Below are 22,903 nucleotides of genomic sequence, written 5' to 3'. Positions count from 1 at the left end.
GCGAACAGGACGCGGAGCACGACGACGTGGATCGGCGTACGACGCTGCGGTGGCACGGGGCCGGGGCCGTACATGGCTCCTCCAGGGGGCCGGGGTGGGGGAGGACGTTCGATACGGGGACGAGCGTATACAGCGACACGGGCGGCGGTCGCACGGTTGCACGGATCGGCCGTGCGGTTGCTCACGCCTCCGGCGTGCCGTCCGGCGGCCGCCGGGCCGTGCGGCACGCCCCGGGCACCGGCCGCTCCCCCGAGGCGGTCGGCCGGCGCGGCTCGGCGCGGGTCCGGCGGTCTCGGCGATCTCGACGGCCCCGACGGCCCCGACGGCCCCGGCGGCCCCGGCGGTCCCGGGGCCGTGGTGACCGTGGTGACCGTGGTGGCGGTGGGGTTCCGACGGTTCCGGCGGCTGCCGCTCCCGCCGCTCCCGCGCCCTCCGGCACGCTCCCGCCGCCTCCGGCACGCAGGCGCCGCCTCCGCACGCGGGTGCCCCTCCGGTCGCCCGGTGCCCGGCGTCGTACAGCGGCCCCCTGTGACGCCCTTTCACATCGCCAACCGAACCAGGAAAGTAAAAACATGTTGACTCCGTTCACAAGCTCTGATGTGATGGACGCTCACGGGGCTGCGCCAAGCTCCACCACACCTCACGTCTTCATGTCTTCGCCCGGAGGGCACCCATGTCCCACCCCACGCAGCAGCCCCAGTACGGCGCGCCGCACCCCGCCCCGCCCGTCCCGGTCGGGCCGCCGAACAACGGCCTCGGTACGGCCGCGCTGGTGCTCGGCATCATCGGTGTGGTCTTCGCGCTCTTCCCGTTGCTGTTCTGGCTGGGCGGCATCCTCGGTCTGCTGGCCCTGATCCTGGGCTGGGTCGGCATCGGCCGCGCCAAGCGCGGCGCCGCCGCCAACAAGGGCGTGGCGGTCGCCGGCACGGTCCTGGGACTGGTGGGGCTGGTCCTCTCCGTGGTGGTCGGCATCGTCACGGCCGTGGTCGTGAACGAGGCCGTGAAGGACATCAACAAGGAGCTGTCCAACACCGCTCCGAAGGACACCTCCGGCGGTGGCAAGGGCTCGGCCGCCCCGGGTGACACGGGCGGCGCGAAGGGCGGCGAGGTCCCCGAGACCCTGGCCGCCGACGAGACGATCATCTACGACGACGATCTGAAGATCACGGTCTCCGCGGCGAAGCCCTTCCAGCCGAGCGAGTTCGCGGCCGGCCACACCGCGGGCAACAAGGCCTACCAGGTCACCGTCGTCGTCGAGAACGCGAGCAAGGCGAAGTTCGACGGCGACCTGGTGCTCCTGGAGGCCCGTGCGGGTACGGAGGGCGTCACCGCCGAGCAGATCTTCGACGGAGACCTGGACGGCGTGACGGGTTCCCTCGCCCCCGGCAAGAAGGCCACCGGCACGTACGCCTTCAGCGTCCCCGCCGACGCGAAGACCCTCACCGTCGAGGTCACCCCGGGCCTGGAGCACGAAGAGCAGCAGTGGGAGCTGAAGTTCTGAGCGGACGGCTCCCCGTGGGGTGTGCGGCGCGCGGGGACCGCGCGCCGCACACCCGCGCCCCCCGGACGCGCGCCGCCGGCCTCACGGCCGGTGGCGCACCCACGCGTTCGGCTCGACGTACACGGCGTACCCGTGCGACGCCTCGCAGCGGACCGGCGTCAGCGCGAACGGCACCTCCACCGGCCCGTCCGCGCCGAACGGCAGCCCGGTCCGCTCCCGCCACCGCTCCACGGTCCCGCTGATCGTCGTGGACACCGCGGCGACCGGGCCGATCACGCCGCCCGCGCGGACGTGGCCCCGCAGCCACGACCCGCTCCTCGCCGCCCAGCGCCAGGAACGCGTACCCGGGGACCCCGGCGACCATCCGGGGGCCCCGGGTCCGACACGGGGTCCTGGAGCATGGACTCCGGTCACGGACGGGGCATCCGCCAGAGGGCGCCCACCAGCTCGGGCCGTTCCGCGAGACTGGCGGCACCCATCTCCACCCGGGGAGGCCAGGCGCCCGCCTCCCCGCACCGCCGCGGACTTCCCACCCGGCTCCGGCGGGGCGCGGCGGCGGGGCGGGAGCCCGGGGCGGGCGGCCCCCTGGGCAGGAGCCGGGACGGGGGCAGGGGCCGGGCTCCCGCCTCAGGGCAGCGGCTCGCCGGGGCAGCCGTTCAGGACGCGCCGCATCGCGTCCCGCTCGGCGGCGGTGACCCACACCCCGTACTTCCGCTTCACCGCCACCTGCCGCGCCACGTACCGGCAGCGGAACCCCTTCGACGGCGGCAGCCAGGTCGCCGCGTCGCCGTCGCCCTTGCGGCGGTTGGCGGACGAGTCGACGGCGAGCAGGTTCAGCGGGTCGTTGGCGAAGCGCAGGCGCTTGGCCGCGTCCCACCGGTGGGCGCCCTTCTGCCAGGCATCGGACAGGGCGACCACGTGGTCCACGTCGACCTTGCCGTCGCCCCGCCGGAACTCGATCCGCCGCCCCGTGTAGGGGTCCCGCTCGATGACGCCCCGCGCCACCCTGCACCGGTCGCCGTCCTTGAGGCGCACACCGGTGGCGTCCCGTACGAGGACGTCCTCGCGGGTACCGCAGCCGTTGCCGTCCGTGTCCGCCCAGGGGCGGCCGAACTTCTCCCGCCCGTACCCCGTCTTGGGCGCCCGGCCCCTGACGGTGAGCGTGTCGACGGCGGCGAGCGCGGAACCGGCGGGCGCGTCGGTGCCGGTGCCCGCGCCCCCCTCCCCGTCCGCCGTGCACCCGGACAGGACGAGGACGGCGGCCGCCAGCGCGGCGGCGAGGGGGCGGCGGGCGGCGCGGACTGCGGTCGGCATGGTCGGGATCCTAGGGGGCCGCTCCCGCACGGGAGGACTCCCGCCCCCCGTCCCGCCCCCCGTCCCGCCCGCCGCTACGAGCCGAGGACCGTCGCGAGGAACTCGCCCGTCCACGCCAGCAGGTCGCGCCCCACCACGGGCTTGCCGCCGATCGTGCCCGTGGTCGGGCGGGGCACCAGGATCTGGCGGGCCGAGGCCTTGATCACCGTGCGCGGGTACAGCCGCTTCAGGCGCAGCTCCTGCGACTCGCGCAGCTCGACCGGCGCGAAGCGGACGTTGTTGCCCTGCAGGACGATCTCGCCGACCCCGCAGGCGCGCGCCAGCATCCGCAGGCCCGCCACGAGGAGCAGGTTCTCGACCGGCTCGGGCAGCTTGCCGTACCGGTCGGTCAGCTCCTCCCGCACGGCCTTGACGTCCTCCTCCGAGTTGGCGGAGGCGATGGCCCGGTACGCCTGGAGGCGCAGCCGCTCGCCCGGCGCGTAGTCGTGCGGGACGTGCGCGTCGACCGGCAGCTCGATCTTGACCTCCAGCGGCGGCTCCTCCTCCGCGCCGCCCTCCAGGGACGCCCGGTAGTCGGCGACGGCCTCGCCGACCATCCGCACGTACAGGTCGAAGCCGACGCCCGCGATGTGGCCGGACTGCTCGCCGCCCAGCAGGTTGCCCGCGCCGCGGATCTCCAGGTCCTTCATGGCGACGTACATGCCGGCGCCCATCTCGGTGTGCTGGGCGATCGTCGCGAGGCGCTCGTGCGCGGTCTCGGTGAGCGGCTTCTCCGGCGGGTACAGGAAGTACGCGTACCCGCGCTCGCGGCCCCGGCCGACGCGGCCGCGCAGCTGGTGCAGCTGGGAGAGGCCGAAGTTGTCGCCGCGCTCCACGATCAGCGTGTTGGCGTTGGAGATGTCGATGCCCGACTCGACGATCGTCGTCGACACGAGCACGTCGAACTTCTTCTCCCAGAAGTCCACGACGACCCGCTCCAGCGCCTGCTCCGACATCTGGCCGTGCGCCGTCGCGATCCGCGCCTCCGGCACGATCTCGCGGAGCCGGGCGGCGGCCCGGTCGATGGACTCGACCCGGTTGTGGATGTAGAACACCTGGCCCTCGCGGAGCAGCTCGCGGCGGATCGCGGCGCCGATCTGCTTCTCCTCGTACGGGCCGACGAAGGTGAGGACCGGGTGCCGCTCCTCGGGCGGGGTGGTGATGGTCGACATCTCGCGGATGCCGGTGACGGCCATCTCCAGGGTGCGCGGGATGGGCGTGGCGGACATCGTCAGGACGTCGACGTTGGCGCGGAGCTTCTTCAGCTGCTCCTTGTGCTCCACACCGAAGCGCTGCTCCTCGTCCACGACGACCAGGCCGAGGTCCTTGAACCTCGTCTCGGACGAGAACAGCCGGTGCGTGCCGATGACCACGTCGACGGAGCCGTCCCGCAGCCCCTCCAGCGTCGCCTTCGCCTCCGCGTCCGACTGGAACCGCGACAGCGCCCTCACCACGACGGGGAACTGCGCGTACCGCTCCGAGAACGTGCCGAAGTGCTGCTGCACCAGGAGCGTCGTCGGGACGAGGACGGCGACCTGCTTGCCGTCCTGCACCGCCTTGAAGGCGGCCCGCACGGCGATCTCCGTCTTGCCGTAGCCGACGTCGCCGCAGACCAGCCGGTCCATCGGGACCGACTTCTCCATGTCCTCCTTCACCTCGGCGATGGTGGAGAGCTGGTCGGGCGTCTCCGCGTAGGGGAAGGCGTCCTCCAGCTCCCGCTGCCACGGCGTGTCCGGGCCGAAGGCGTGGCCGGGCGCCGCCATCCGCGCCGAGTACAGCTTGATCAGGTCGGCGGCGATCTCCTTGACGGCCTTCTTCGCGCGCGCCTTGGTCTTGGTCCAGTCGGCGCCGCCGAGCCGGTGCAGGGTGGGGGCCTCGCCGCCGACGTACTTGGTGACCTGCTCCAGCTGGTCGGTCGGGATGTACAGCCGGTCGCCGGGCTGGCCGCGTTTGGCGGGCGCGTACTCGACCAGCAGGTACTCGCGGGTGGCGCCCTGCACCGTGCGCTGCACCATCTCGATGTACCGGCCGACGCCGTGCTGCTCGTGAACGATGTGGTCGCCCGCCTCCAGGGTGAGCGGGTCGATCGTCTTGCGGCGGCGCGTCGGCATCCGGCGGCCGTCCCTGCCCGCGGCCCGCTGGCCCGTCAGGTCGGTCTCCGTCAGCACGGCCAGCCTCAGGCCCGCGTCGACGAAGCCGTGCTCGATCGCCCCGCACGCCACGTGCACCACGGACGGGGCGATCTCCGCCAGGTCCCCGGCGAGGCGGGCCGCGACGCCCTCGCCCCCCAGCACCTCGACCGTGCGGGCCGCCGGGCCGTGCGCCTCCGTCACGAAGACGGTGCGCCAGCCGTCCGCGAGCCAGCCCTTGGTGTCGGCCAGGGCGCGGGCCGTGTCGCCCCGGTACGACTCCGGGGCGTGCATGCCCAGCCGGATCGTGTCGGCCTCCAGCTCGGCGTCGGGCGCGAACGGCGACACCGTCCACCAGGCCACGCCCAGCTCGCGCGCCCGGTCCCGCACGTCGGCGATGGACCACAGGGACGCGGCGCCCACGTCGATCGGCGCCTCCCCGCCGCCGGCCGTGGCCGCCCAGGACGCCTGGAGGAACTCCTGCGAGGTCGCCACCAGGTCGGCGGCCCGGGTGCGGACCCGCTCCGGGTCGCAGACCACGGCCATGGAGCCCTGCGGCAGCACGTCGAGCAGCAGCTCCATGTCGTCGACGAGGACCGGCGCGAGGGACTCCATGCCCTCCACGGCGATCCCCTCGGCGATCTTGCCGAGCAGCTCGCCCAGCTCCGGGTGGGCCTCGGCGAGCGCGGCGGCCCGCTGCCTGACCTGCTCGGTGAGCAGCAGCTCCCGGCAGGGCGGCGCCCACAGCCCGTGCTCGGCGACCTCCAGGGACCGCTGGTCGGCGACCTTGAAGTAGCGGATCTCCTCGACGTCGTCGCCCCAGAACTCGACGCGTACGGGGTGCTCCTCGGTCGGCGGGAACACGTCGAGGATGCCTCCGCGCACGGCGAACTCGCCGCGCTTCTCCACCAGCTCCACCCGCTGGTACGCGGCGGCCGCCAGGCCCTCGACGACCGCCCCCAGGTCGGCGCTCCGCCCGGTCCGCAGGCTGACCGGCTCCAGGTCGCCGAGGCCCTTGACCTGCGGCTGGAGCACGGAGCGGATCGGTGCGACGACCACCTGCACGGGGCCCGCCGCGGGATCGTCCGGCGACGGGTGCGCGAGGCGGCGCAGCACGGCGAGGCGCCGCCCGACGGTGTCGCTGCGCGGGGACAGCCGCTCGTGCGGCAGGGTCTCCCAGGCCGGGTACTCCGCGACCCGGTCGGGGTCGAGCAGGCTGCGCAGCGCGGCGGCCAGGTCCTCCGCCTCCCGGCCGGTCGCGGTCACCGCCAGCACGGGCCGGGCGGCGTCCCTGGCCAGCGCCGCCACCGCGAAGGGCCGCGCCGCCGGGGGCCGACCAGGTCGACGTGGGCCCGGTGCCCGTCGGCGGCGGCCTTGACGGCTTCGGCGAGGGCGGGGTCCTTGACGACGGCGTCGAGCAGACCGTGCAGGCTCATGGGGGCTTTCCGTCCCTGGGATCGTGGGGGGGGTGGGCAACGCGAAAGACCCGACGCGAAGTACGGGCCGGGGTCCTCCCAGCCTACGCCCGCGAGCGGAGGGGCGCGTCAGGAGCCGGACCCGCCCGCCGACGGCCGCCCGAGCGGACGGGCCGGGGTACGGCGGGGCGGAAGGCCGGCGGGCGGGCGGAAGGCATGAGGGGGACGGGGTGTGCGGGAGGCACGGACCCGCGGGCGGGCGAGGCGGGCGGCGACGGCGGCGTTCGTCCGCACGGCGCCCGGCCCCCGGACGCGGGGCGTGAACGGCGTGGGACTCTCCGGTACGGCTCCGGCGCCCCCGGGACCGTACCGGGGAGTCACCCGCGACGTGCCGGGAGGGCGCCCCGGGATCGGCTGCGCGCGAACCGTCCTCAGGCGGGCGGGTCCTCTTCCCACGTGTGCTTCCCGGCATGACCGTCGAACAGGCAGCGGCCTCCCCTCCCGGGTGGCGGGCCGACCACCGGACAGGTCTCATCCTCCGGGTACGTCGCACGGGGACTCCGAGACCCGTGCGACGAGTCGGCTCCCCTCGGCCGCGACCCGCGCGCGGCCGGGCTGAGGGGGCGGATCGTCGCTTTGGGCACGCCGTGAAGAGAGGGTGGGCCATGGCGCAGACCGAGGGTGCACGACTCTTCCGGGAGGCCTGGATCGCCGGTGTGCGCCGGCACTTCCCCGGCGAGCCGAAGCCGGGGTACGTGACTCCGTGGGACGACACCCCGCGGTGGGAGCGGGAGGCCGCGGGCGCCGTGTACGCGCAGGTGCGCCAGTTCGTCGAGGTCAGCGGCGGCACCACCGCGCGGCTCTCCCGCGAGCAGAAGGGCCGGTTCGTCGCGACGTGCCGGACCGCCCGGATGTGCCGGCACTTCGAGGACCCGAAGCCCGGTTACGCGGCCGACCGGCCCGGCCTGCCCACCCGGCAGCAGGAGACCGACGCGGACGTCTTCGAGGCGGTCGAGAGGTCGCTGGGCTGACCCCCGGGCGCCCGGGGTCCCGCCCCGATCCGCGACGACTCCCCCGTACAGGGCCGGGCTCTCCCGAGCCCCTGTCATGGCGGGGCCCCGGCACGGTGCCCTTCGGCGTGCCGGGACCCCGCCGGCCGTTACAGCAGGCCGTCCCACATCTGTTCCAGGAGGACCGACCACCAGCTCTCCGGGGAGGCCAGCGCCGCCGGGTCGAGCATCGCGAGCTGGGCCTGGAAGTCGACCGTCCAGCGGCCCGCCTGCTCCGGCGTCAGGCCGAAGCGCAGGCGCCACATGCGGCCCAGCAGCGCCAGGCAGCGGGTGAACTCCGGCAGGCCCGTGTTCACGAACTGCGGGGCCACCGGCCGGCCGCCCGGACCGGCCTCGACCGGCACCGCGACGATGTGCGCCGTGCCGTACTGGACGCAGACCGCCCGGCCGAAGTCCGAGCCGAGCACCAGGTAGGAGCCCGCGTCCGGCGCCGGCTGCACCTGGCGCTGCACGGCCAGCTCCGCCAGCGTCGGAACGACCGGCTGGGCCGGCTGCGCCCAGAAGAACGGCCCGAAGTCCGCGGGCAGGCCCGCCCACACGAGGGTGCGCGCCACCAGCTCCGGCACGCCCTGGCGGGACACGGCCCGCTGGTCGAACCGGCAGATGCCGTGCGGTCCGAACGCGCCCGCCAGTTCCTGCGCGACGCCCTCCGGCGGGATCGGCGGGGCCGGCGGAACCTGCGGCAGCGGGGCGCGCACCGGCGCGGGGCGCGCGGGGCCGTCCGCCACCTGGTGCAGCTCGCCCTGGTGGGCGATGAGCTGCCGCATGCCCTGCTGACGGCTGGCGTGGTCGCGTCCGTACGGGGCGATCGACGTGATCCGCGCCTGCGGCCAGGTCTCCCGGACCATCCGGGCGCAGTAGCCGCCGGGCAGCTCGCACGACGCGAGCTCCGTGTGCAGCTCCAGCACCTGCTGCGGCGGCACGTTCAGGGCGCGCAGCTCGTGCAGGATCTGCCACTCCGGGTGCGGCGTGCCCGGCGCGGAGCGCCGGATGATCTGCGCCTCCGAGCCGTCCGGCGCCCGGTAGCGCAGGACGACCTGGTAGCCGGGGCCGACCGTGGGCAGGCCGGCCGGCTGCGGATACCCGTACGTGGGCGCGCCGGGCGGCGGCGGTACCGCGCCGGGTGGCGGTACGGCCCCGGGCGCACCGGGACCGCCGGGCGCCCCCGGCGGACCGGGGGGCGCCGGGGGGCCGCCCGGGCCGGGGTGGGCCAGCATCGTCGCGGCGTGGTGCACCCCTCCGGGGGCGTTCCGCCGGGGCCCGGCACGCCGGGGGGCGCGGGGACGCCCGGCGCACCCGGCGCACCGGGGGGCGGCGGGGGGCCGCCGGGGCCCGGGTGGGCGAGCATCGTCTGCGCCGTGTCCACCCCGCCGCCGGGCGGCGTGGCACCGGGCGGCGCGGGCGGGCCGGGGGGACCGGGCGGGCCGGGGGGCGGCGGGGGGCCGCCGGGGCCCGGGTGGGCGAGCATCGTCTGCGCCGTGTCCACCCCGCCGCCGGGCGGCGTGGCACCGGGCGGCTTCGGCCCGTCCGGGCGGAGCTGTGCGACGAACTGCGTCGGTACGTACCCGCCGGCGGGCGTCCCGGGGTCCGGCGCCGCCCCGGGCGGCGGGGTCGGCGTCCCGGCGGCCGGGCGGGCACCGGGGGCACCCGGCGCGCCGGGAGGCGGCGGGGTCGTCGGGCCGCCCCCGCGCGTACCGCCCCCGGGGGCGCGCGGCGGTGCGGACGCCTTGCCGGTGACCGCGTCCGCGAGTCCGGCGGCGTCCGCGTCGAGGACGGGTCCGACGGCCGTGCGGGGGAGCCCGCTGCCGCCCTGCATCAGCGCGGTCGGCGCGTCGGTGGGTACGGCGGGGGGGCGGGGTGTCGTCGTCGTCCGAGCCGGACAGCGGCGGGGCGAACACGGTCGCCGGGAGGGGGACGGAGACGTCGTCGGCCGCGCCGGCCGAGGTGCTGGTGTCGTTCCAGGCGAACGGCGGCGGGGTGGCGGGCACCCCGTCGGGGGCGGTCGGCTCGTGGTCCGGGCCGGTGGCCGCACCGCCGGAAGGGGTGTCGAACGGGGACGCGCCCCCCGGAGGCGTACCGCCGGGCGCGGCGGCGCGCGCGTCCGTACCGGCCGGGGCGGTGCCGTGCGGGGCCCCGTCGTCCGGACGGGTACCGGACGGGGTGTCGTCGGCGCCCGCCGGCCGCCGGTCGGACGAGCCGCCGGCCGGCGTGCCGGGGCCGGTGCCGGGCGGGGCGAACGGCACCGACGCCGCAGGCGCCGCACCCGGCGAAGGCGCGGCGTCCGCCACGGGTGCCGGGCCCGCCACGGGCGCGGTGTCCGGCTCGGGCGCGCCACTCCCCGCGGCCGGCTCCGGACCCGTACCGGCGCCGCCGTCCGCGACCGGCTCCGCGCCCGACGGCTCCCCGGCCCTCCGGTCCGGGACCCCCATGCGATCCGCCGCGTCCTGGAGCCACTCCGGCGGTGTCAGCAGGAAGGACGTCTGGTTCAGGTCGATGCGCTCCGGCTGCCGGGGCGGCGGGGCGTCGGCCGCCGCCCGGGCGCCGTACTCCTCCTCGTACCGGCGGATCACCTCGCCCACCGGCAGCCGCGGCCAGAGCGTGGCCTCGCCGCTGTCGCGGGCGATGACCAGCCGCTGCCCGCCGCCGTCCGACGAGGGGCCGTCGGGACGGTCCTCCGCCCAGACGACGAACCCCAGCTCGAACTCGCGCACCCGCACCTCGCGGTGCTGGTACGGCGGTACGTCGCCGTTGACCCACTCCTCGGCGCGCTCCTGCGCCTGTGCGAACGTCACCATCGGACCGTCACCCTTCACCCGTGACCGGGACGGCGCGGGCGAAGCCGCCGTCCACCATCAGGTTCGCCACCGTCTCCAGCTCCGGCGGGCTGCCCGCCAGCCGCAGCAGGAACTCGTCGAAGTCCGCGCCGCACGGCAGCAGGAGCCGTTCCATGCGCTCCCCGATCGCCGACCCGTCGCCGTCCCGGGCGTCGTCGTACGGGCAGAACCACACCGAGCCCGCCCCGGCGCCCCGCGTCCTGACCGCCAGCAGCCCTCCCTGGACGAAGGCGACGCCCAGGTAGTCCTTGGTCAGGTGGTCGCGCAGGCACTTGTTGACGTACACGAGGTCGTTGACGCCCGCCTCGTCGCGGACCGTGAAGAACGGCTGGTCGACGAGGAGCCCCAGCTCCGCGTCGAGGGCGACGCCGACCGGGGCGCAGCCGCCGGCGGCCTTGAGGAAGGAGCGGTAGGGGCCGGGCAGCCGGTAGCCGAGGTCCTCCTCGACGCCCTGGAGCTGCGCCTCCGTCACCGACACGGCGCTCCTGGGCAGCCCGAAGTGGGCGGGTCGGGTCTCCTGCAGGGGCCGCGTGCCCCGCTTGCCCTGGTCGACCGCCGCGGTGGCGAGGCCGCCGTGGTGCCGCAGCAGCGCCTTCACCTCGACGGGGACCAGTTCCATGCGGCGGGTGCGGGGAACGTGGTGCCAGGTCCAGCCGTGCGGGGTGGCGACCGCCGGGAGCGCGTCCCACAGGGGGTGGCCGGCGGCCTTGAGCGCGGCGTTCGCGGAGACGTGGTCGGTCAGCCGCAGCTCGTCCACGCCGAAGCCCTCCGGCGGCTCGGCGACCTCCGCGGCGGCGCGGGCGTACGGGGAGAAGTCCGGGAAGCCCTCGGCGTCCACCCGCACCCCCGCGGGGTGGCGGGCGGCCCGGACGGGGTCCGGGAAGTGCACGAGCTGTCCCGCGTAGGCCGCGTTCGGCGGCGCGGCTTGGTGCCCGAGCCGACCTGTCGTCATGGCGGTTGCCCCCTGGCTGCTGCTTGCTGGTTCCGCACAGCCTATGCGGTGGGCCCGGAGGCGGTCCCGGCCCTCCGCGGCGGTGACCATCCGTCACGTCCGGGTGAACGCTCGGCGATCGCGGGGGCATGCCGCTGGGCCGTTCCGGTGACCCCGTTTCCCATCTCCTCACCCGTTTGGCAGTCTGTCCACGCAACTGGGGGGGATTGCACAGAAGGGGAGACGCACGCACCATGCACGCAGCGCAGTCAGGAACGGCGCCCGCCGCCCGCGACGCGGGGCCCGGCGGCGGGGATCCGCGCCTCTCCTGGAGCACCGCCGCCCCCGACCGCGCCCCCGCGCTCCGCCACCGCCGCGACGGCATCCTGCCGACGGTGGGCGCGGCGCTCTCGGTGCGCGGCGAGACCCTCACGTGCACCGCGGCGCGGGGCGACCACCCCCCGGCGCTCCACCCCCTGGTCCAGGACTTCCTGGACGCGCTCACGAGCGGGCAGCGGGAGCGCTTCACCGGGCGCTGCCCGGAGGCGATCCTGCTGTCGCGGCACCTGACCGCCGTGGAGGAGGGCCGGTCCAAACGGGCCCGGCGCAGACCGCTGACGACCGGCGAGGCGAAGCGCTCCCTGAAGAACGCCAAGATCACGGCCCGGCGGATCCGCGAGGACGGGGACCCGCTGCACGGCGGTTACGCCGCACCGTGCCGCTCGTGCGCCGCCCTGCTCGCGCACTTCGGTGTACGTCCCGTCGATCCGACCCCGTCCCACGAGAACGGCTGACCGCGCCCGCCATGCCCGACCTCGACACCACCCGCTTCTCCGTCGCCGTGGACGCCGCCCTGCGGGAGGCCGGCTGGCGGCCGGGCCGCCGGGACATGAGGCAGGCCGAGCAGTGGGCCGACGCACTGCGGGCCCACGTGTCCCCCACCGGGCACCGGCACAGCGTCTTCCCGGCGGCGGTGGAGGTGTGGGCCGAGTTCGGGGGGCTGCGGATAACGCCTCCGGGCCAGGGCCGCCAGATCGCGCCGAGCCCGCTGCTGCTGGACCCGTTGGCGGGGCTGCACCTGGCGCGGAGCCTGTCGGACCTGGGGCGGGCGCTGGAGACCGAGCTGGCGCCGCTGGGGGCCGAGGGCGACGACCGGGGCGTGCTGGCCGTCGACGTGGAGGGGCGGGTGTACGGGCTGGACCACGCGGGCGACTGGTACCTGGGGCCGGACATCGACCACGCCCTGACGGCCCTCGTCACCGGCGCCCAGCCCGCCCGCCTCACCAACCCCTGAGCGGCCGGCCCCCGGCCCGCCGCACCGGCCCGGACCTCACCCGGCCCGGGACCCGTCCCGGTCGCACCGGCCCCGGCCCCCGCCCGCCCCCGGATCCCGCCGGGTGGCGGGGAGGACGGCGGAGACCCGGAAGCCGCCCTCGTCGGTGGGGCCCGAGACGAAGACGCCGCCCAGCGCCGTCACTCTCTCCCGCATGCCGAGCAGGCCGTTGCCGCCGCTGGGGAGGCGGGCGCTCGCGGCGGCCGCGTCGCAGGGGCCGTTCTCCACCTGCACGGCGACCTCCCCGCCCCGGTGGGCGAGGCGCACGACGACCCGGGCGCCCGCCGCGTGCTTGTGGACGTTGGTCAGGGCCTCCTGCACCACCCGGTACGCGGTCTGCTCGACGTGCGGGTCGTACGCGCGGGCCTCGCCCCGGACGAGCAGCTCGACGGCGGTCCCCGCCGCGCGGGACTGCTCGACGAGCTCCCCGACGTCGCCGAGTCCCCGTCCGGGGCCGTCCTCCGCGCCGCCGGCGGGCGCCGCGGCCGCCGGCGGCTCCCCCGGGGACGCGGCGGACGGCGCCCCGGCGGGCGGCGGTACCGGCTCCGCGCGCAGCACGCCGAGCATCTCGCGCAGCTCCGTCAGCGCCTGCCGTCCCATCTCCCCCACGAGCGCCGCGTTGTCGGCCGCCTTCCGGGGGTCCTTCAACGCCACCGCCTGCAGTGCCGCCGCGTGCACGACCATGAGGCTCACCCGGTGGGCGACCACGTCGTGCATCTCGCGCGCGATGCGGGTCCGCTCCTCCGTGCGGGCGAGCTGGGCGCGCTGCTCCGCCTGGTCGGCCAGGAGCGACAGCTCCTGCTCCAGCGAGTCGGCGCGTTCGCGCAGGCTCTCCATGAGGCGGCGCCGCGCCCCCACGTACAGCCCGAGCAGGACGGGCGGCGCGGTCAGCCCGATCGACATGAGGACCGACACGAGCGGCACGTACCAGGAGCCGGGGTCGAAGTCGGAGGCGGCGACGTCCTGCCGCAGCCGCACGAAGGTGACGACGAGGACCGCGGCCGTCGACATCGTCGCGAGCGCCGCGGTGATCCGCCGCGGCGCGTCGGAGGCGGCGAGGGTGTACAGGCCGACGACGGCCATCAGGTAGCCCATCTCGGCGGGCGTCACGGCGACGGAGACGAGGACGACGGCGACGGGCCAGCGCCGCCGCAGGACCAGCGCCGCTCCGGCGGCCAGCCCGAACAGCCCCCCGGCCGCCGCCGGCAGATGGGCCGTCTGGGCGAAGACGGCGCCCTCGGCCGCGCACTCCAGCGCCGAGACGGCTCCGAGCCCGATGTCCAGTGCGGCTCCGCGCCGCCTCTCCCACCACCCGAACCCGCGGGGGGTCATGCCCGCGGTGTCCCGGTGTGCCCCCGTCGTGGTCATGCGCCCCAGCCTACGGGCGGCCCGTGGAGGCCCACCGGGCACCGTCGCACGGAGGCCGGTCGGTACGGCATAGTGGTGCGTGCCGGTCCGGCGACCCGACTTCACGTCCGGTTCGGCCGGGTTGATCCCCCATGGTGTAATCAGGCAGCACTGCGGGTTTTGGTCCCGTATGTTCAGGTTCGAATCCTGATGGGGGAGCCGTCGCGCCACCCTCGCACGGGTCCCGTGCCCTCCGGCCGGGACCCGCCCTCCCTCCGCCTCGGAAACCCCCGGTATCCTGCGGGTGTCCACCACCCGAAGCCGAAGGGCCACCCGTGAGCGCCAACCCCCCGGCCGCAGTCATCGTCCTCGCCGCGGGTGAGGGCACCCGCATGAAGTCCAAGACCCCGAAGGTCCTGCACGAGATCTGCGGGCGTTCCCTCGTCGGACACGTCGTCTCCGCCGCGCGCGAGCTGGGCCCCGAGCACCTCTGCGTCGTCGTCGGCCACGCCCGCGAGCAGGTCGCCGCCCACCTGCGGGAGCACTGCACCGGGACGCGCACCGCCGTCCAGTACGAGCGGAACGGCACCGGGCACGCGGTCCGCATGGCGCTGGAGGAGCTGGGAGGGGTCGACGGCACCGTGGTCGTGGTGTGCGGCGACACCCCGCTGCTGTCCGGCGGGACGCTGGGCGCGCTGGCCGCGACGCACGCCGCGGACGGCAACGCCGTCACCGTGCTGACCGCCGAGGTGCCGGACGCGACCGGGTACGGCCGCATCGTGCGCGACCCGGCCACGGGCGCCGTCACCGCGATCGTGGAGCACAAGGACGCCACCGAGGAGCAGCGCGCCGTCCGGGAGATCAACTCCGGCGTGTTCGCGTTCGACGGGCGGCTCCTGGCGGACGCGCTGGGCAAGGTCCGCACGGACAACAGCCAAGGCGAGGAGTACCTCACCGACGTGCTGGGCATCCTGCGCGAGGCCGGCCACCGCGTCGGCGCGTCCGTCGCGGGCGACCACCGCGAGATCCTCGGCATCAACAACCGGATCCAGCTCGCCGAGGCCCGGGCGCTGTTCAACCGGCGACTCCTGGAGCGCGCCATGGCGGACGGCGTGACGGTGGTCGACCCGGCGTCCGTGCAGGTCGACGTCACCGTGACGTTCGAGCGGGACGCGGTCGTCCACCCGGGCACGCAACTGCTGGGCGCCACCCACGTCGCGGAGGACGCCGAGGTCGGCCCGAACACCCGCCTGCGGGACACCGAGGTCGGCCGGGGCGCCCGCGTGGACAACACGGTCGCGGACTCCGCCGTGATCGGCGAGGGCGCCTCCGTGGGCCCGTACGCCTACCTCCGCCCGGGGACGCGCCTGGGCGCCCGGAGCAAGATCGGCACCTACGTCGAGACGAAGAACGCGACGGTCGGCGAGGGCACGAAGGTGCCGCACCTGTCGTACGTCGGCGACGCCACCATCGGCGAGCACACGAACATCGGCGCCGCCAGCGTCTTCGTCAACTACGACGGCGAGAAGAAGCACCACACGACGATCGGGTCCCACTGCAAGACCGGGTCGGACAACATGTTCGTGGCCCCCGTCACGGTCGGGGACGGCGCCTACACGGCCGCCGGGTCCGTGATCACCAAGGACGTGCCGGCCGGCGCGCTCGCCGTCGCCCGCGGCCAGCAGCGGAACATCGAGGGCTGGGTGGCCCGGAAGCGGCCCGGAAGCGCCGCCGCCCAGGCCGCCACGGCGGCCTCGGAGAAGGCCGGCGGCGAGAGCTGATCGAAAACACGTACGCCTTACTGGGCGTACCGTGATACACGCATACGAATTCGGCTGGTTCGCGGCTCAGGGGAAACGCGGCCAGAGGACACCTCTGAGGAGACAGTGCTGTGACCGGGATCAAGACGACCGGCGAGAAGAAGCTGATGCTCTTCTCCGGCCGCGCCCACCCCGAGCTGGCCGAGGAGGTCGCGCGCCGGTTGGCCGTCACCCTGGTGCCGACGAAGGTCTACGACTTCGCCAACGGCGAGATCTACGTCCGGTACCAGGAGTCGGCGCGCGGCGCGGACTGCTTCCTGATCCAGAGCCACACGGCTCCGATCAACAAGTGGATCATGGAACAGCTGATCATGATCGACGCCCTCAAGCGGGCCTCCGCCGCGAGCATCACCGTGATCATCCCGTCCTACGGCTACGCCCGGCAGGACAAGAAGCACAAGGGCCGCGAGCCGATCTCGGCGCGCCTCGTCGCCGACCTGCTCAAGTCCGCGGGCGCGGACCGCATCCTCACCGTGGACCTGCACACCGACCAGATCCAGGGCTTCTTCGACGGCCCGGTCGACCACCTGACCGCGCTGCCGGTCCTCGCGGACTACGTGGGCGCGAAGGTCGACCGCTCCAAGCTGACCATCGTCTCCCCGGACGCCGGCCGCGTACGGGTCGCCGACCGCTGGTGCGACCGGCTGGACGCCCCGCTGGCGATCGTCCACAAGCGCCGCGACAAGGACGTCGCCAACCAGGTGACCGTCCACGAGGTCGTCGGCGAGGTCGAGGGCCGGGTGTGCGTCCTGGTCGACGACATGATCGACACGGGCGGGACGATCTGCGCCGCCGCCGACGCGCTGTTCGCGCACGGCGCCGAGGACGTCATCGTCACCGCGACGCACGGCATCCTCTCCGGCCCGGCCGGGGACCGGCTCAAGAACTCCAGGGTGAGCGAGTTCGTGCTCACCGACACGCTGCCGACGCCGAGCGAGCTGAAGCTCGACAAGATCACGGTGCTGTCGATCGCGCCGACGATCGCCCGCGCGGTGCACGAGGTGTTCGAGGACGGCTCGGTCACCAGCCTCTTCGAGGAGCAGCAGTAGCGGCGGACGGCCCCGCCGCGAGGGCCGCCTCCCCGGACGGGGAAGGCGGCCCTCCTCGTTCCCGGGGACCCGGGGGAACCGGGCGGTGCGGACCGCCGGTCCGGGCGGTCCGCCCTCCGGAGGCCCGTACGCCCGGGTGGTGCGGGGCGGTCCGGGCGGTCCGATGATCGATTGGGTGGGCGCGTGCCCGGCGAGTAGACTGTCGGAGTTGCTCGGCGAGGGAGGCCGCGGTCCAGGCGACCGCGGCGGTCCGTTATCGACGCGCTCTTCGTAGCAGGCCAGTCCAGTCGTGGCCGAGTGACCGCGACCAGATGTCCGTCCCCGCATACGAGGAGTGCGCCATGTCCGAGGTGAAGCTCACCGCCGAGACCCGCAGCGAGTTCGGCAAGGGTGCCGCCCGCCGCATCCGCCGCGAGAACAAGGTTCCCGGCGTCCTGTACGGCCACGGCACCGAGCCGGTCCACCTGACCCTGCCGGGCCACGACCTGATGATGGCCCTGAAGACCTCCAACGCCCTGCTGGCGCTGGAGTTCGGCGGCAAGACCGAGCTGGCCATCCCGAAGGCCGTCCAGCGCGACCCGCTGAAGGGCTTCATCGAGCACGTCGACCTGCTGCTCGTGAACCGCGGCGAGCAGGTCAACGTCGAGATCCCGGTCCACACCGAGGGCGAGCTGGCGCCCGGGGGCAACCTCCTGGAGCACGTGCTGAACGCCCTGCCGGTCGAGGCCGAGGCCACCCACATCCCCGAGGCCCTGACCGTCTCCGTCGAGGGCCTGGAGGCCGGCGCCTCCGTGCTGGCCAAGGACATCGCCCTGCCGAAGGGCGTCTCCCTCGCCGTCGACGCGGACGCCGTCGTCCTGCAGGTTCTGGCCGCGCAGGCCGAGGAGCCGGCCGCCGAGGGCGAAGAGGCCGCCGAGGCCTGATCCGGGCCGCGGCCCGACGTCCCCGTGGGGGGTGCCCCGGCACCCCCCACACCCCTATCCGGAGGCACACGCAGATGACGACGGACGCCAGCGCCCCCTGGCTGATCGTGGGGCTGGGGAACCCGGGGCCCGGTTACGCCGGGAACCGGCACAATGTCGGCTTCATGGTGGTCGACCTCCTCGCCGGGCGGACCGGCGGCTCCTTCAAGCGGCACGGCAAGGCGCAGGCGCAGGTCCTGGAGGGGCGGATGGGTCTGCCCGGCCCGTCCGGCCGGCGGGTGGTGCTCGCCAAGCCGATGTCGTACATGAACCTGTCCGGCGGGCCCGTCACCGCCCTGCGGGACTTCTACAAGGTGCCCACCGGGAACGTCGTGGCCGTCCACGACGAGCTGGACATCGACTACGGCACGCTCCGCCTCAAGCTGGGCGGCGGCGACAACGGCCACAACGGCCTCAAGTCGATGACGAAGGCGATGGGTCCGGACTACCACCGGGTGCGGTTCGGGATCGGCCGCCCGCCCGGCCGGATGCCGGTCGCGGACTTCGTCCTCAAGGACTTCTCCGCCGCCGAGCGCAAGGAGCTCGACTACTTCGTGGACCGCGCCGCCGACGCCGTCGAGGCGCTGGTCACCGAGGGGCTGGAGCGGGCGCAGTCCGCGTACAACTCCTGACGGGCCGGTCGACGGGATTGACCCGGCGTGCATCCGTGGCCAAGGATCGCGCCCCATGAGTTCGAAGAAGCGGATCGCCGTACTCCCGTACGCCCGCCTCGCCGCCATGGCGCTGGTCGTCCTGGTGCTGGTGGCCGCGGGCGCCCGGGCCTCCTGGGACGCCGCGCAGCACGTGCTGCTCCCCAAGGGCCGCGAGCGCGGCACCCTGACGGTCGCCGGCTGCGGCGACGAGGTGTGCACCGGGCGCTTCGTCCCGGAGGCGCCCGCGGAGCCGCCCCGTACGGACGTGACGATCGCCCGGTCCGTCGCCGTCGAGGAGGACGGCCGGTACGAGGTCGTCGTGAAGCCCGACACCACCGAGGCCGTCCGCGCCGGCTGGGCGGGCGGGCTGCACGCGTGGCTGCCGCTGGGCGGCGCGCTGCTGCTCGCGGCCCCGGTCCTCGGCGCCGGGATGCGCCGGCCCCGCGCCGCCTGGGTGTCGGGAGCGGCCGGCGGGGTGTTGCTGGGGGCGTCCTTCCTGACGCTGTGACGCCCCGGCGGGGCGTCGGGCGGGTCCGAACGGCCGAGTTGTGGCGGAACCCGTACCGACTCCCGTACAACCAAACCGGAATTGACCGAACCGTTATCGAAATCGAGGGCGGCAAACGGAATGAACCCGCCTGGATGCCCTTAATCACCCTTGACTGGTGTGCGACGTCACAGGAAGCTGAGCCGCCCCCCACGGCCCAGTCACCTCTCACGTTGGACTGCCCATGCGCACCTTTTCGAAGACCACCGGCGCTCTGGTGGCGGCCGCGGTCTGCGGCCTGACGCTCGTCCCCGCCGCCCACGCCGCCCCCGCCACCAAAGGCGACAACGGCACCGTAAAGATCCACGACGCCCGGACCGGCGAGGAGCTCACGAAGAACGAGCCCAAGGTCTGCGAGTTCTACCTCGACGCCTTCAAGTTCGACGCGGCCCAGAAGGTCACCTGGGAGATCCAGGCCTGGGCCAAGAACGAGGCCGAGAAGGGCACGACCGTCAAGGGCGGCGCGATCACCCTCGACGCCGAGGGCCACGGCCGCACCGGGGACATGACCCTTCCCGACGGCCAGTACAAGCTGTTCTGGAGCTGGGAGGGCATGAAGGGCGCCCCCAAGCACAAGGTCTTCAAGAGCGACTGCCCGGACGGGAAGCCCGTCCCGTCCGGCACGCCGTCGACCACCCCCTCCGGCACGCCGTCGACCACCCCTTCCGGCACGCCGTCCGGCACGCCGGGCGGAACCCCCTCCGGCACCCCGTCCGAGCCTCCCGCGTCCTCGCCGGCCCCGTCCTCGACGCCGGGCGCCCCGGCCCCGTCCGAGGCCGCCCCGGGCGGCGCCGCGCCGACCGGCGCGCCGTCCCCGTCCGGCGGTTCCCCGGAGGGCGACCTGGCCGAGACCGGCAGCAGCGCCCCCGTCGCGGCCCTCGGCGGCCTCGCCGCCGCGCTCGTCGCCGGCGGTGCCTTCCTGGTGATGCGCCGCCGCAAGGCCCAGCAGCACTGACGACGCGCCCCGCGCGCCCGAACGGGCGGGCCCCCGCCGGAGGAGATCCGGCGGGGGCCCGCCCGCGCGGTGTACGCGGTCAGCCGGTGTTGCGCAGGCCGGCCGCCACGCCGTTCACGGTGAGCAGCAGCGCCCGGGCGAGCAGCGGGTCGGCCGGCTCGCCGGCGGCCGCCGCGTCGCGCTGCCGCTTCAGCAGGGCGACCTGGAGGTAGGAGATCGGGTCCAGGTAGGCGTCGCGGATCTGGAACGTCTGCCTCAGCGCGGGCTGCGCGTCCAGCAGTTCGCGTTCGCCGGTGATCCGCAGGACCTGCTCCACGGTGAGGGCGTGCTCGGCCTCGATGGTGGTGAAGACGTGCCTCAGCCCGTCGGGCACGAGCGTGTCGACGTAGTGGCGGGCGATCCGCAGGTCCGTCTTGGCGAGGGTCATCTCGACGTTCGACAGGAAGTTGCGGAAGAAGTGCCACCGCTCGTACATCTCGTCGAGCACGTCGTCCGGGCCCGCGTCGCGCAGCGCCTTCAGGCCGGAGCCCACGCCGTACCAGCCGGGCACGATCTGCCGCGACTGCGTCCAGCCGAACACCCACGGGATGGCCCGCAGGCCGTCGAGCCCGGCGCCCGAGTCGGGGCGGCGGGACGGCCGGGAGCCCAGGTGCAGCTCCGCGAGCTGGTCGACCGGGGTGGAGGCGAAGAAGTACGCCGGGAGGTCCGGGTCCTCGACGAGCGCCCGGTACGCCGTGTGGGCGGCCTCGGAGGCGGTGTCCATGGCCGCGTCCCAGCGGGCCAGGGCCTCGTCCGGCTGGCGCGGCCCGGTGTGCAGGGCGGACGCCTGGAGCGTCGCGGCGACGGTCAGCTCCAGGTTCTCCCGGGCCAGGGACGGGATGAGGTACTTGTCGGAGATGACCTCGCCCTGCTCGGTGACCTTGATCTCGCCCTCCAGGGTGCCCCAGGGCTGGGCGAGGATCGCGTCGTGCGAGGGGCCGCCGCCGCGGCCGACCGTGCCGCCGCGGCCGTGGAACAGGCGCAGCCGCACCCCGTGGCGGTGGGCCACGTCGCGGAGCCTGCGCTGGGCTCGGTGGATCTCCCACTGGGAGGTGGTGATGCCGCCGAACTTGGAGGAGTCGGAGTAGCCGAGCATGACCTCCTGCACGTCGCCGCGGAGCGAGACGAGCCGCCGGTAGGACGGGTCGGCGAGCATGTGGTCGAGGATGACGTCCGCGGCCCTCAGCTCGTCGGTCGTCTCCAGCAGCGGCACGATGCCGATCTTCGCCCAGCCCGCGTGCAGGTCGACCAGACCCGCCTCGCGGGCGAGGACGGCGGCGGCGAACACGTCGTCGGCGCCCTGGCACATCGAGATGACGTACGACTCGACGACCTCGGGCCCGAACCGCTCGAACGCCGCCCTCACGGTGTGGAACACGCCGAGGGTCTTCTGCCCGGCCTCGTCGAGCGGCGCCGGCGTCGGGGCGAGCGGGCGGCGGGAGCGCAGCTCCTTGGCAAGCAGCTTCCGCCGGTACTCGCGGGGCATGTCCGCGTAGCGCCAGGACTCCTCGCCGAGCCGGTCGAACAGCTGGCCGAGCGCGTGGTGGTGGGCGTCGGCGTGTTCGCGGACGTCCATCGTGGCCAGCTGGAGGCCGAACGCGGACAGGGTGCGGATGGTGCGGTCCAGGTGGCCGTCGGCGAAGAGGCCGCCCCGGTGCTCGCGCAGCGAGGTCTGGACGAGGGTGAGGTCCCGGAGCAGTTCGGCGGTGCCGAGGTAGTCGCGGCCCTCCTGGTGCGGGGTGTCCCGGGCGAGGCGCTCGCGGGTGTTGACGAGCTTCTGCCGGATGCAGGTGGCCTTGAGCCGGTACGGCTCCTCGGCGTTGAGCCGCCTGTAGCGGGGGCTGATCTCCGGCAGGCGGTCCAGGTCCCGCTGGAGGGAGTCGAGCAGCTCCGGGGTGGCCCCGGCGTACCGGATGGAGTTCGACAGCAGGCCGCGCAGCTCGTCGATCGTCTCGATGGCGTCGGTGAGGCCGTGCTCGTGCTGGAGGACCAGCACCTCCCAGGTGACGTCCGGGGTCACGTTGGGGTTGCCGTCGCGGTCGCCGCCGATCCAGGTGCCGAAGGTCAGCGGGCGGGTGCCGGCCGGCAGCTCGAAGCCGACCCGTTCCAGCTCGGCGGCGAGGTCCTCCAGGACGTCGCCGACCGCGCCGGCGTGCAGTTCGTCCAGGTAGTAGAGGGCGTTGCGGGCCTCGTCGGCGGGCTCGGGACGGACGACGCGGAGCTCGTCGGTCTGCCAGACGAGGTCGATGTTCTCGGCGATGCGCAGGTCGTGGCGGCGGCGGTCGGCGGCGGTGACCGGCTCGTCGAGGAGGGCGGCGATCCGGCGGAGCTTGTTCAGCACGGAGCGGCGCGCGGCCTCGGTCGGGTGCGCGGTGAAGACCGGGCGGACGTTGAGGTTGCGGACGGTCTCGCGGACGTGCTCGGGGTCGCCGTCCTTGAGCATGTCGGCCGTACGGGCGAGCAGGCCGCCCTCGGTGGCGCGGCGGGCGCGCATCTCGCGGCCCCGGTGGACCTGCTCGGTGACGTTGGCGAGGTGGAAGTAGACGGAGAAGGCGCGGACCAGCCGGGCGGCGGTCTCCAGGTCGGTGTCGCCCAGCAGCTCGGCGGCGGCCTCGCCGTCCTCGCGCGTCAGGCGGCGGACCTTCTCGACGAGCTCCAGGAGCCCGGGCCCTTCCTGCCGTACGAGCGTCTCGCCTAGGAGGTCGCCCAGTCGGCGGATGTCGGCGCGCAGTTCGGCGGCGGCGGAGGGGGTCTGGTCGGCACTGCTCACGGGTGCGGCTCCTTGCAGTGATGAACACGTCTGGAGGGGTACTGCTGAGGTGTCCCCGGGATCGCCCCGTCGACGCACCGGCTGGTTCCCGCAAGCCGGCTTTCGCGAGACGGTCCCGGCGGGACACTGCGGACCGCGCTGTCCGACGGCACCCAGGATAGGCGCCCGTCCGGACGGCGCCGCCCTCGGCCTCTT

14 protein-coding genes, 1 tRNA gene and 3 pseudogenes are annotated in these 22,903 nt (G+C 75.0%); 11 read left to right on the top strand and 7 right to left on the bottom strand.

What is annotated here, in order from left to right; translation table 11 throughout:
* The first annotated feature begins 673 nt into the window (after nt 1-673).
* Entirely contained in the window at nt 674-1,501 is an 828-nt protein-coding gene (locus LUW75_RS15165) for a DUF4190 domain-containing protein (RefSeq protein WP_250336089.1), read from the top strand.
* A gap of 81 nt (nt 1,502-1,582) precedes the next feature.
* Here LUW75_RS15165 and LUW75_RS15160 read toward each other — a convergent pair.
* The 3 genes and pseudogenes from LUW75_RS15160 to mfd form a co-directional block, all read right to left on the bottom strand.
* A pseudogene (locus LUW75_RS15160) lies at nt 1,583-1,807 on the bottom strand (N-acetyltransferase); the annotation flags it as partial.
* A 321-nt stretch (nt 1,808-2,128) separates the two neighbouring features.
* A complete protein-coding gene (locus LUW75_RS15155) occupies nt 2,129-2,815 on the bottom strand; it encodes an HNH endonuclease family protein (RefSeq protein WP_250336088.1) in 687 nt (228 codons plus the stop codon).
* A gap of 74 nt (nt 2,816-2,889) precedes the next feature.
* Nucleotides 2,890-6,419, bottom strand: a pseudogene (mfd, locus tag LUW75_RS15150) (transcription-repair coupling factor).
* A gap of 644 nt (nt 6,420-7,063) precedes the next feature.
* Between mfd and LUW75_RS15145 the strand changes: the two are divergent.
* Entirely contained in the window at nt 7,064-7,429 is a 366-nt protein-coding gene (locus LUW75_RS15145) for a hypothetical protein (RefSeq protein WP_250336087.1), read from the top strand.
* 128 nt (nt 7,430-7,557) lie between these two features.
* On the opposite strand, the pseudogene LUW75_RS15140 reads toward LUW75_RS15145, so the two are convergent.
* A pseudogene (locus LUW75_RS15140) lies at nt 7,558-10,263 on the bottom strand (SUKH-4 family immunity protein).
* 7 nt (nt 10,264-10,270) lie between these two features.
* Nucleotides 10,271-11,254, bottom strand: coding sequence for an SMI1/KNR4 family protein (locus tag LUW75_RS15135; protein ID WP_250336086.1), 984 nt, complete (start codon nt 11,252-11,254; stop codon nt 10,271-10,273).
* 233 nt (nt 11,255-11,487) lie between these two features.
* Between LUW75_RS15135 and LUW75_RS15130 the strand changes: the two genes are divergently transcribed.
* Nucleotides 11,488-12,027, top strand: coding sequence for a YwqJ-related putative deaminase (locus LUW75_RS15130; protein WP_250336085.1), 540 nt, complete (start codon nt 11,488-11,490; stop codon nt 12,025-12,027).
* 11 nt (nt 12,028-12,038) lie between these two features.
* Entirely contained in the window at nt 12,039-12,527 is a 489-nt protein-coding gene (locus LUW75_RS15125; RefSeq protein WP_250336084.1) for an SUKH-3 domain-containing protein, read from the top strand.
* Nucleotides 12,528-12,563: 36 nt separating this feature from the next.
* Here the strand turns inward: LUW75_RS15125 and LUW75_RS15120 are convergent, their stop codons facing one another.
* Nucleotides 12,564-13,934 (bottom strand): sensor histidine kinase, encoded by a 1,371-nt coding sequence (locus LUW75_RS15120; RefSeq protein ID WP_250336083.1) that lies wholly within the window; start codon nt 13,932-13,934, stop codon nt 12,564-12,566.
* Nucleotides 13,935-14,059: 125 nt separating this feature from the next.
* Between LUW75_RS15120 and LUW75_RS15115 the strand changes: the two genes are divergently transcribed.
* The 7 genes from LUW75_RS15115 to LUW75_RS15085 all read left to right on the top strand — a co-directional run bounded on the left by LUW75_RS15115 (nt 14,060) and on the right by LUW75_RS15085 (nt 19,899).
* Nucleotides 14,060-14,132, top strand: a tRNA-Gln gene (locus tag LUW75_RS15115).
* Nucleotides 14,133-14,248: 116 nt separating this feature from the next.
* Nucleotides 14,249-15,694 carry a bifunctional UDP-N-acetylglucosamine diphosphorylase/glucosamine-1-phosphate N-acetyltransferase GlmU gene (glmU, locus tag LUW75_RS15110; RefSeq protein ID WP_250336082.1) on the top strand — a complete coding sequence of 482 codons (1,446 nt, stop codon included), beginning with the start codon at nt 14,249-14,251 and terminating at the stop codon, nt 15,692-15,694.
* A gap of 110 nt (nt 15,695-15,804) precedes the next feature.
* Nucleotides 15,805-16,782, top strand: coding sequence for a ribose-phosphate diphosphokinase (locus LUW75_RS15105; protein ID WP_250336081.1), 978 nt, complete (start codon nt 15,805-15,807; stop codon nt 16,780-16,782).
* Nucleotides 16,783-17,123: 341 nt separating this feature from the next.
* Nucleotides 17,124-17,705, top strand: a complete 582-nt coding sequence (locus tag LUW75_RS15100) for a 50S ribosomal protein L25/general stress protein Ctc (RefSeq protein WP_250337682.1) — start codon at nt 17,124-17,126, stop codon at nt 17,703-17,705.
* A gap of 74 nt (nt 17,706-17,779) precedes the next feature.
* Nucleotides 17,780-18,376 carry an aminoacyl-tRNA hydrolase gene (gene pth / locus LUW75_RS15095; protein ID WP_250336080.1) on the top strand — a complete coding sequence of 199 codons (597 nt, stop codon included), beginning with the start codon at nt 17,780-17,782 and terminating at the stop codon, nt 18,374-18,376.
* A 55-nt stretch (nt 18,377-18,431) separates the two neighbouring features.
* Nucleotides 18,432-18,905, top strand: coding sequence for a hypothetical protein (locus LUW75_RS15090; RefSeq protein WP_250336079.1), 474 nt, complete (start codon nt 18,432-18,434; stop codon nt 18,903-18,905).
* A gap of 223 nt (nt 18,906-19,128) precedes the next feature.
* Complete coding sequence (locus tag LUW75_RS15085) at nt 19,129-19,899, top strand: LPXTG cell wall anchor domain-containing protein (protein WP_250336078.1); 771 nt, start codon at nt 19,129-19,131, stop codon at nt 19,897-19,899.
* Between the two features lie 79 nt (nt 19,900-19,978).
* Here LUW75_RS15085 and ppc read toward each other — a convergent pair whose 3' ends face one another.
* Nucleotides 19,979-22,708, bottom strand: a complete 2,730-nt coding sequence (ppc, locus tag LUW75_RS15080) for a phosphoenolpyruvate carboxylase (protein WP_250336077.1) — start codon at nt 22,706-22,708, stop codon at nt 19,979-19,981.
* Nucleotides 22,709-22,903: the final 195 nt, after the last annotated feature.

Origin of the sequence: Streptomyces sp. MRC013, assembly GCF_023614235.1 — a bacterium.
Classification (GTDB): domain Bacteria; phylum Actinomycetota; class Actinomycetes; order Streptomycetales; family Streptomycetaceae; genus Streptomyces.
Note: the sequence above shows the minus strand (reverse complement) of the source record. Positions and strands in the feature narration are given on the sequence as shown.

Bases quoted from the DNA above. Each gene is read 5' to 3' on its own strand.
- LUW75_RS15165 (WP_250336089.1), top strand. From the start codon at position 674: ATGTCCCACCCCACGCAGCAGCCCCAGTACGGCGCGCCGCACCCCGCC.
- LUW75_RS15155 (WP_250336088.1), bottom strand. From the start codon at position 2,815: ATGCCGACCGCAGTCCGCGCCGCCCGCCGCCCCCTCGCCGCCGCGCTG.
- LUW75_RS15145 (WP_250336087.1), top strand. From the start codon at position 7,064: ATGGCGCAGACCGAGGGTGCACGACTCTTCCGGGAGGCCTGGATCGCC.
- LUW75_RS15135 (WP_250336086.1), bottom strand. From the start codon at position 11,254: ATGACGACAGGTCGGCTCGGGCACCAAGCCGCGCCGCCGAACGCGGCC.
- LUW75_RS15130 (WP_250336085.1), top strand. From the start codon at position 11,488: ATGCACGCAGCGCAGTCAGGAACGGCGCCCGCCGCCCGCGACGCGGGG.
- LUW75_RS15125 (WP_250336084.1), top strand. From the start codon at position 12,039: ATGCCCGACCTCGACACCACCCGCTTCTCCGTCGCCGTGGACGCCGCC.
- LUW75_RS15120 (WP_250336083.1), bottom strand. From the start codon at position 13,934: ATGACCACGACGGGGGCACACCGGGACACCGCGGGCATGACCCCCCGC.
- LUW75_RS15100 (WP_250337682.1), top strand. From the start codon at position 17,124: ATGTCCGAGGTGAAGCTCACCGCCGAGACCCGCAGCGAGTTCGGCAAG.
- pth (WP_250336080.1), top strand. From the start codon at position 17,780: ATGACGACGGACGCCAGCGCCCCCTGGCTGATCGTGGGGCTGGGGAAC.
- LUW75_RS15090 (WP_250336079.1), top strand. From the start codon at position 18,432: ATGAGTTCGAAGAAGCGGATCGCCGTACTCCCGTACGCCCGCCTCGCC.
- LUW75_RS15085 (WP_250336078.1), top strand. From the start codon at position 19,129: ATGCGCACCTTTTCGAAGACCACCGGCGCTCTGGTGGCGGCCGCGGTC.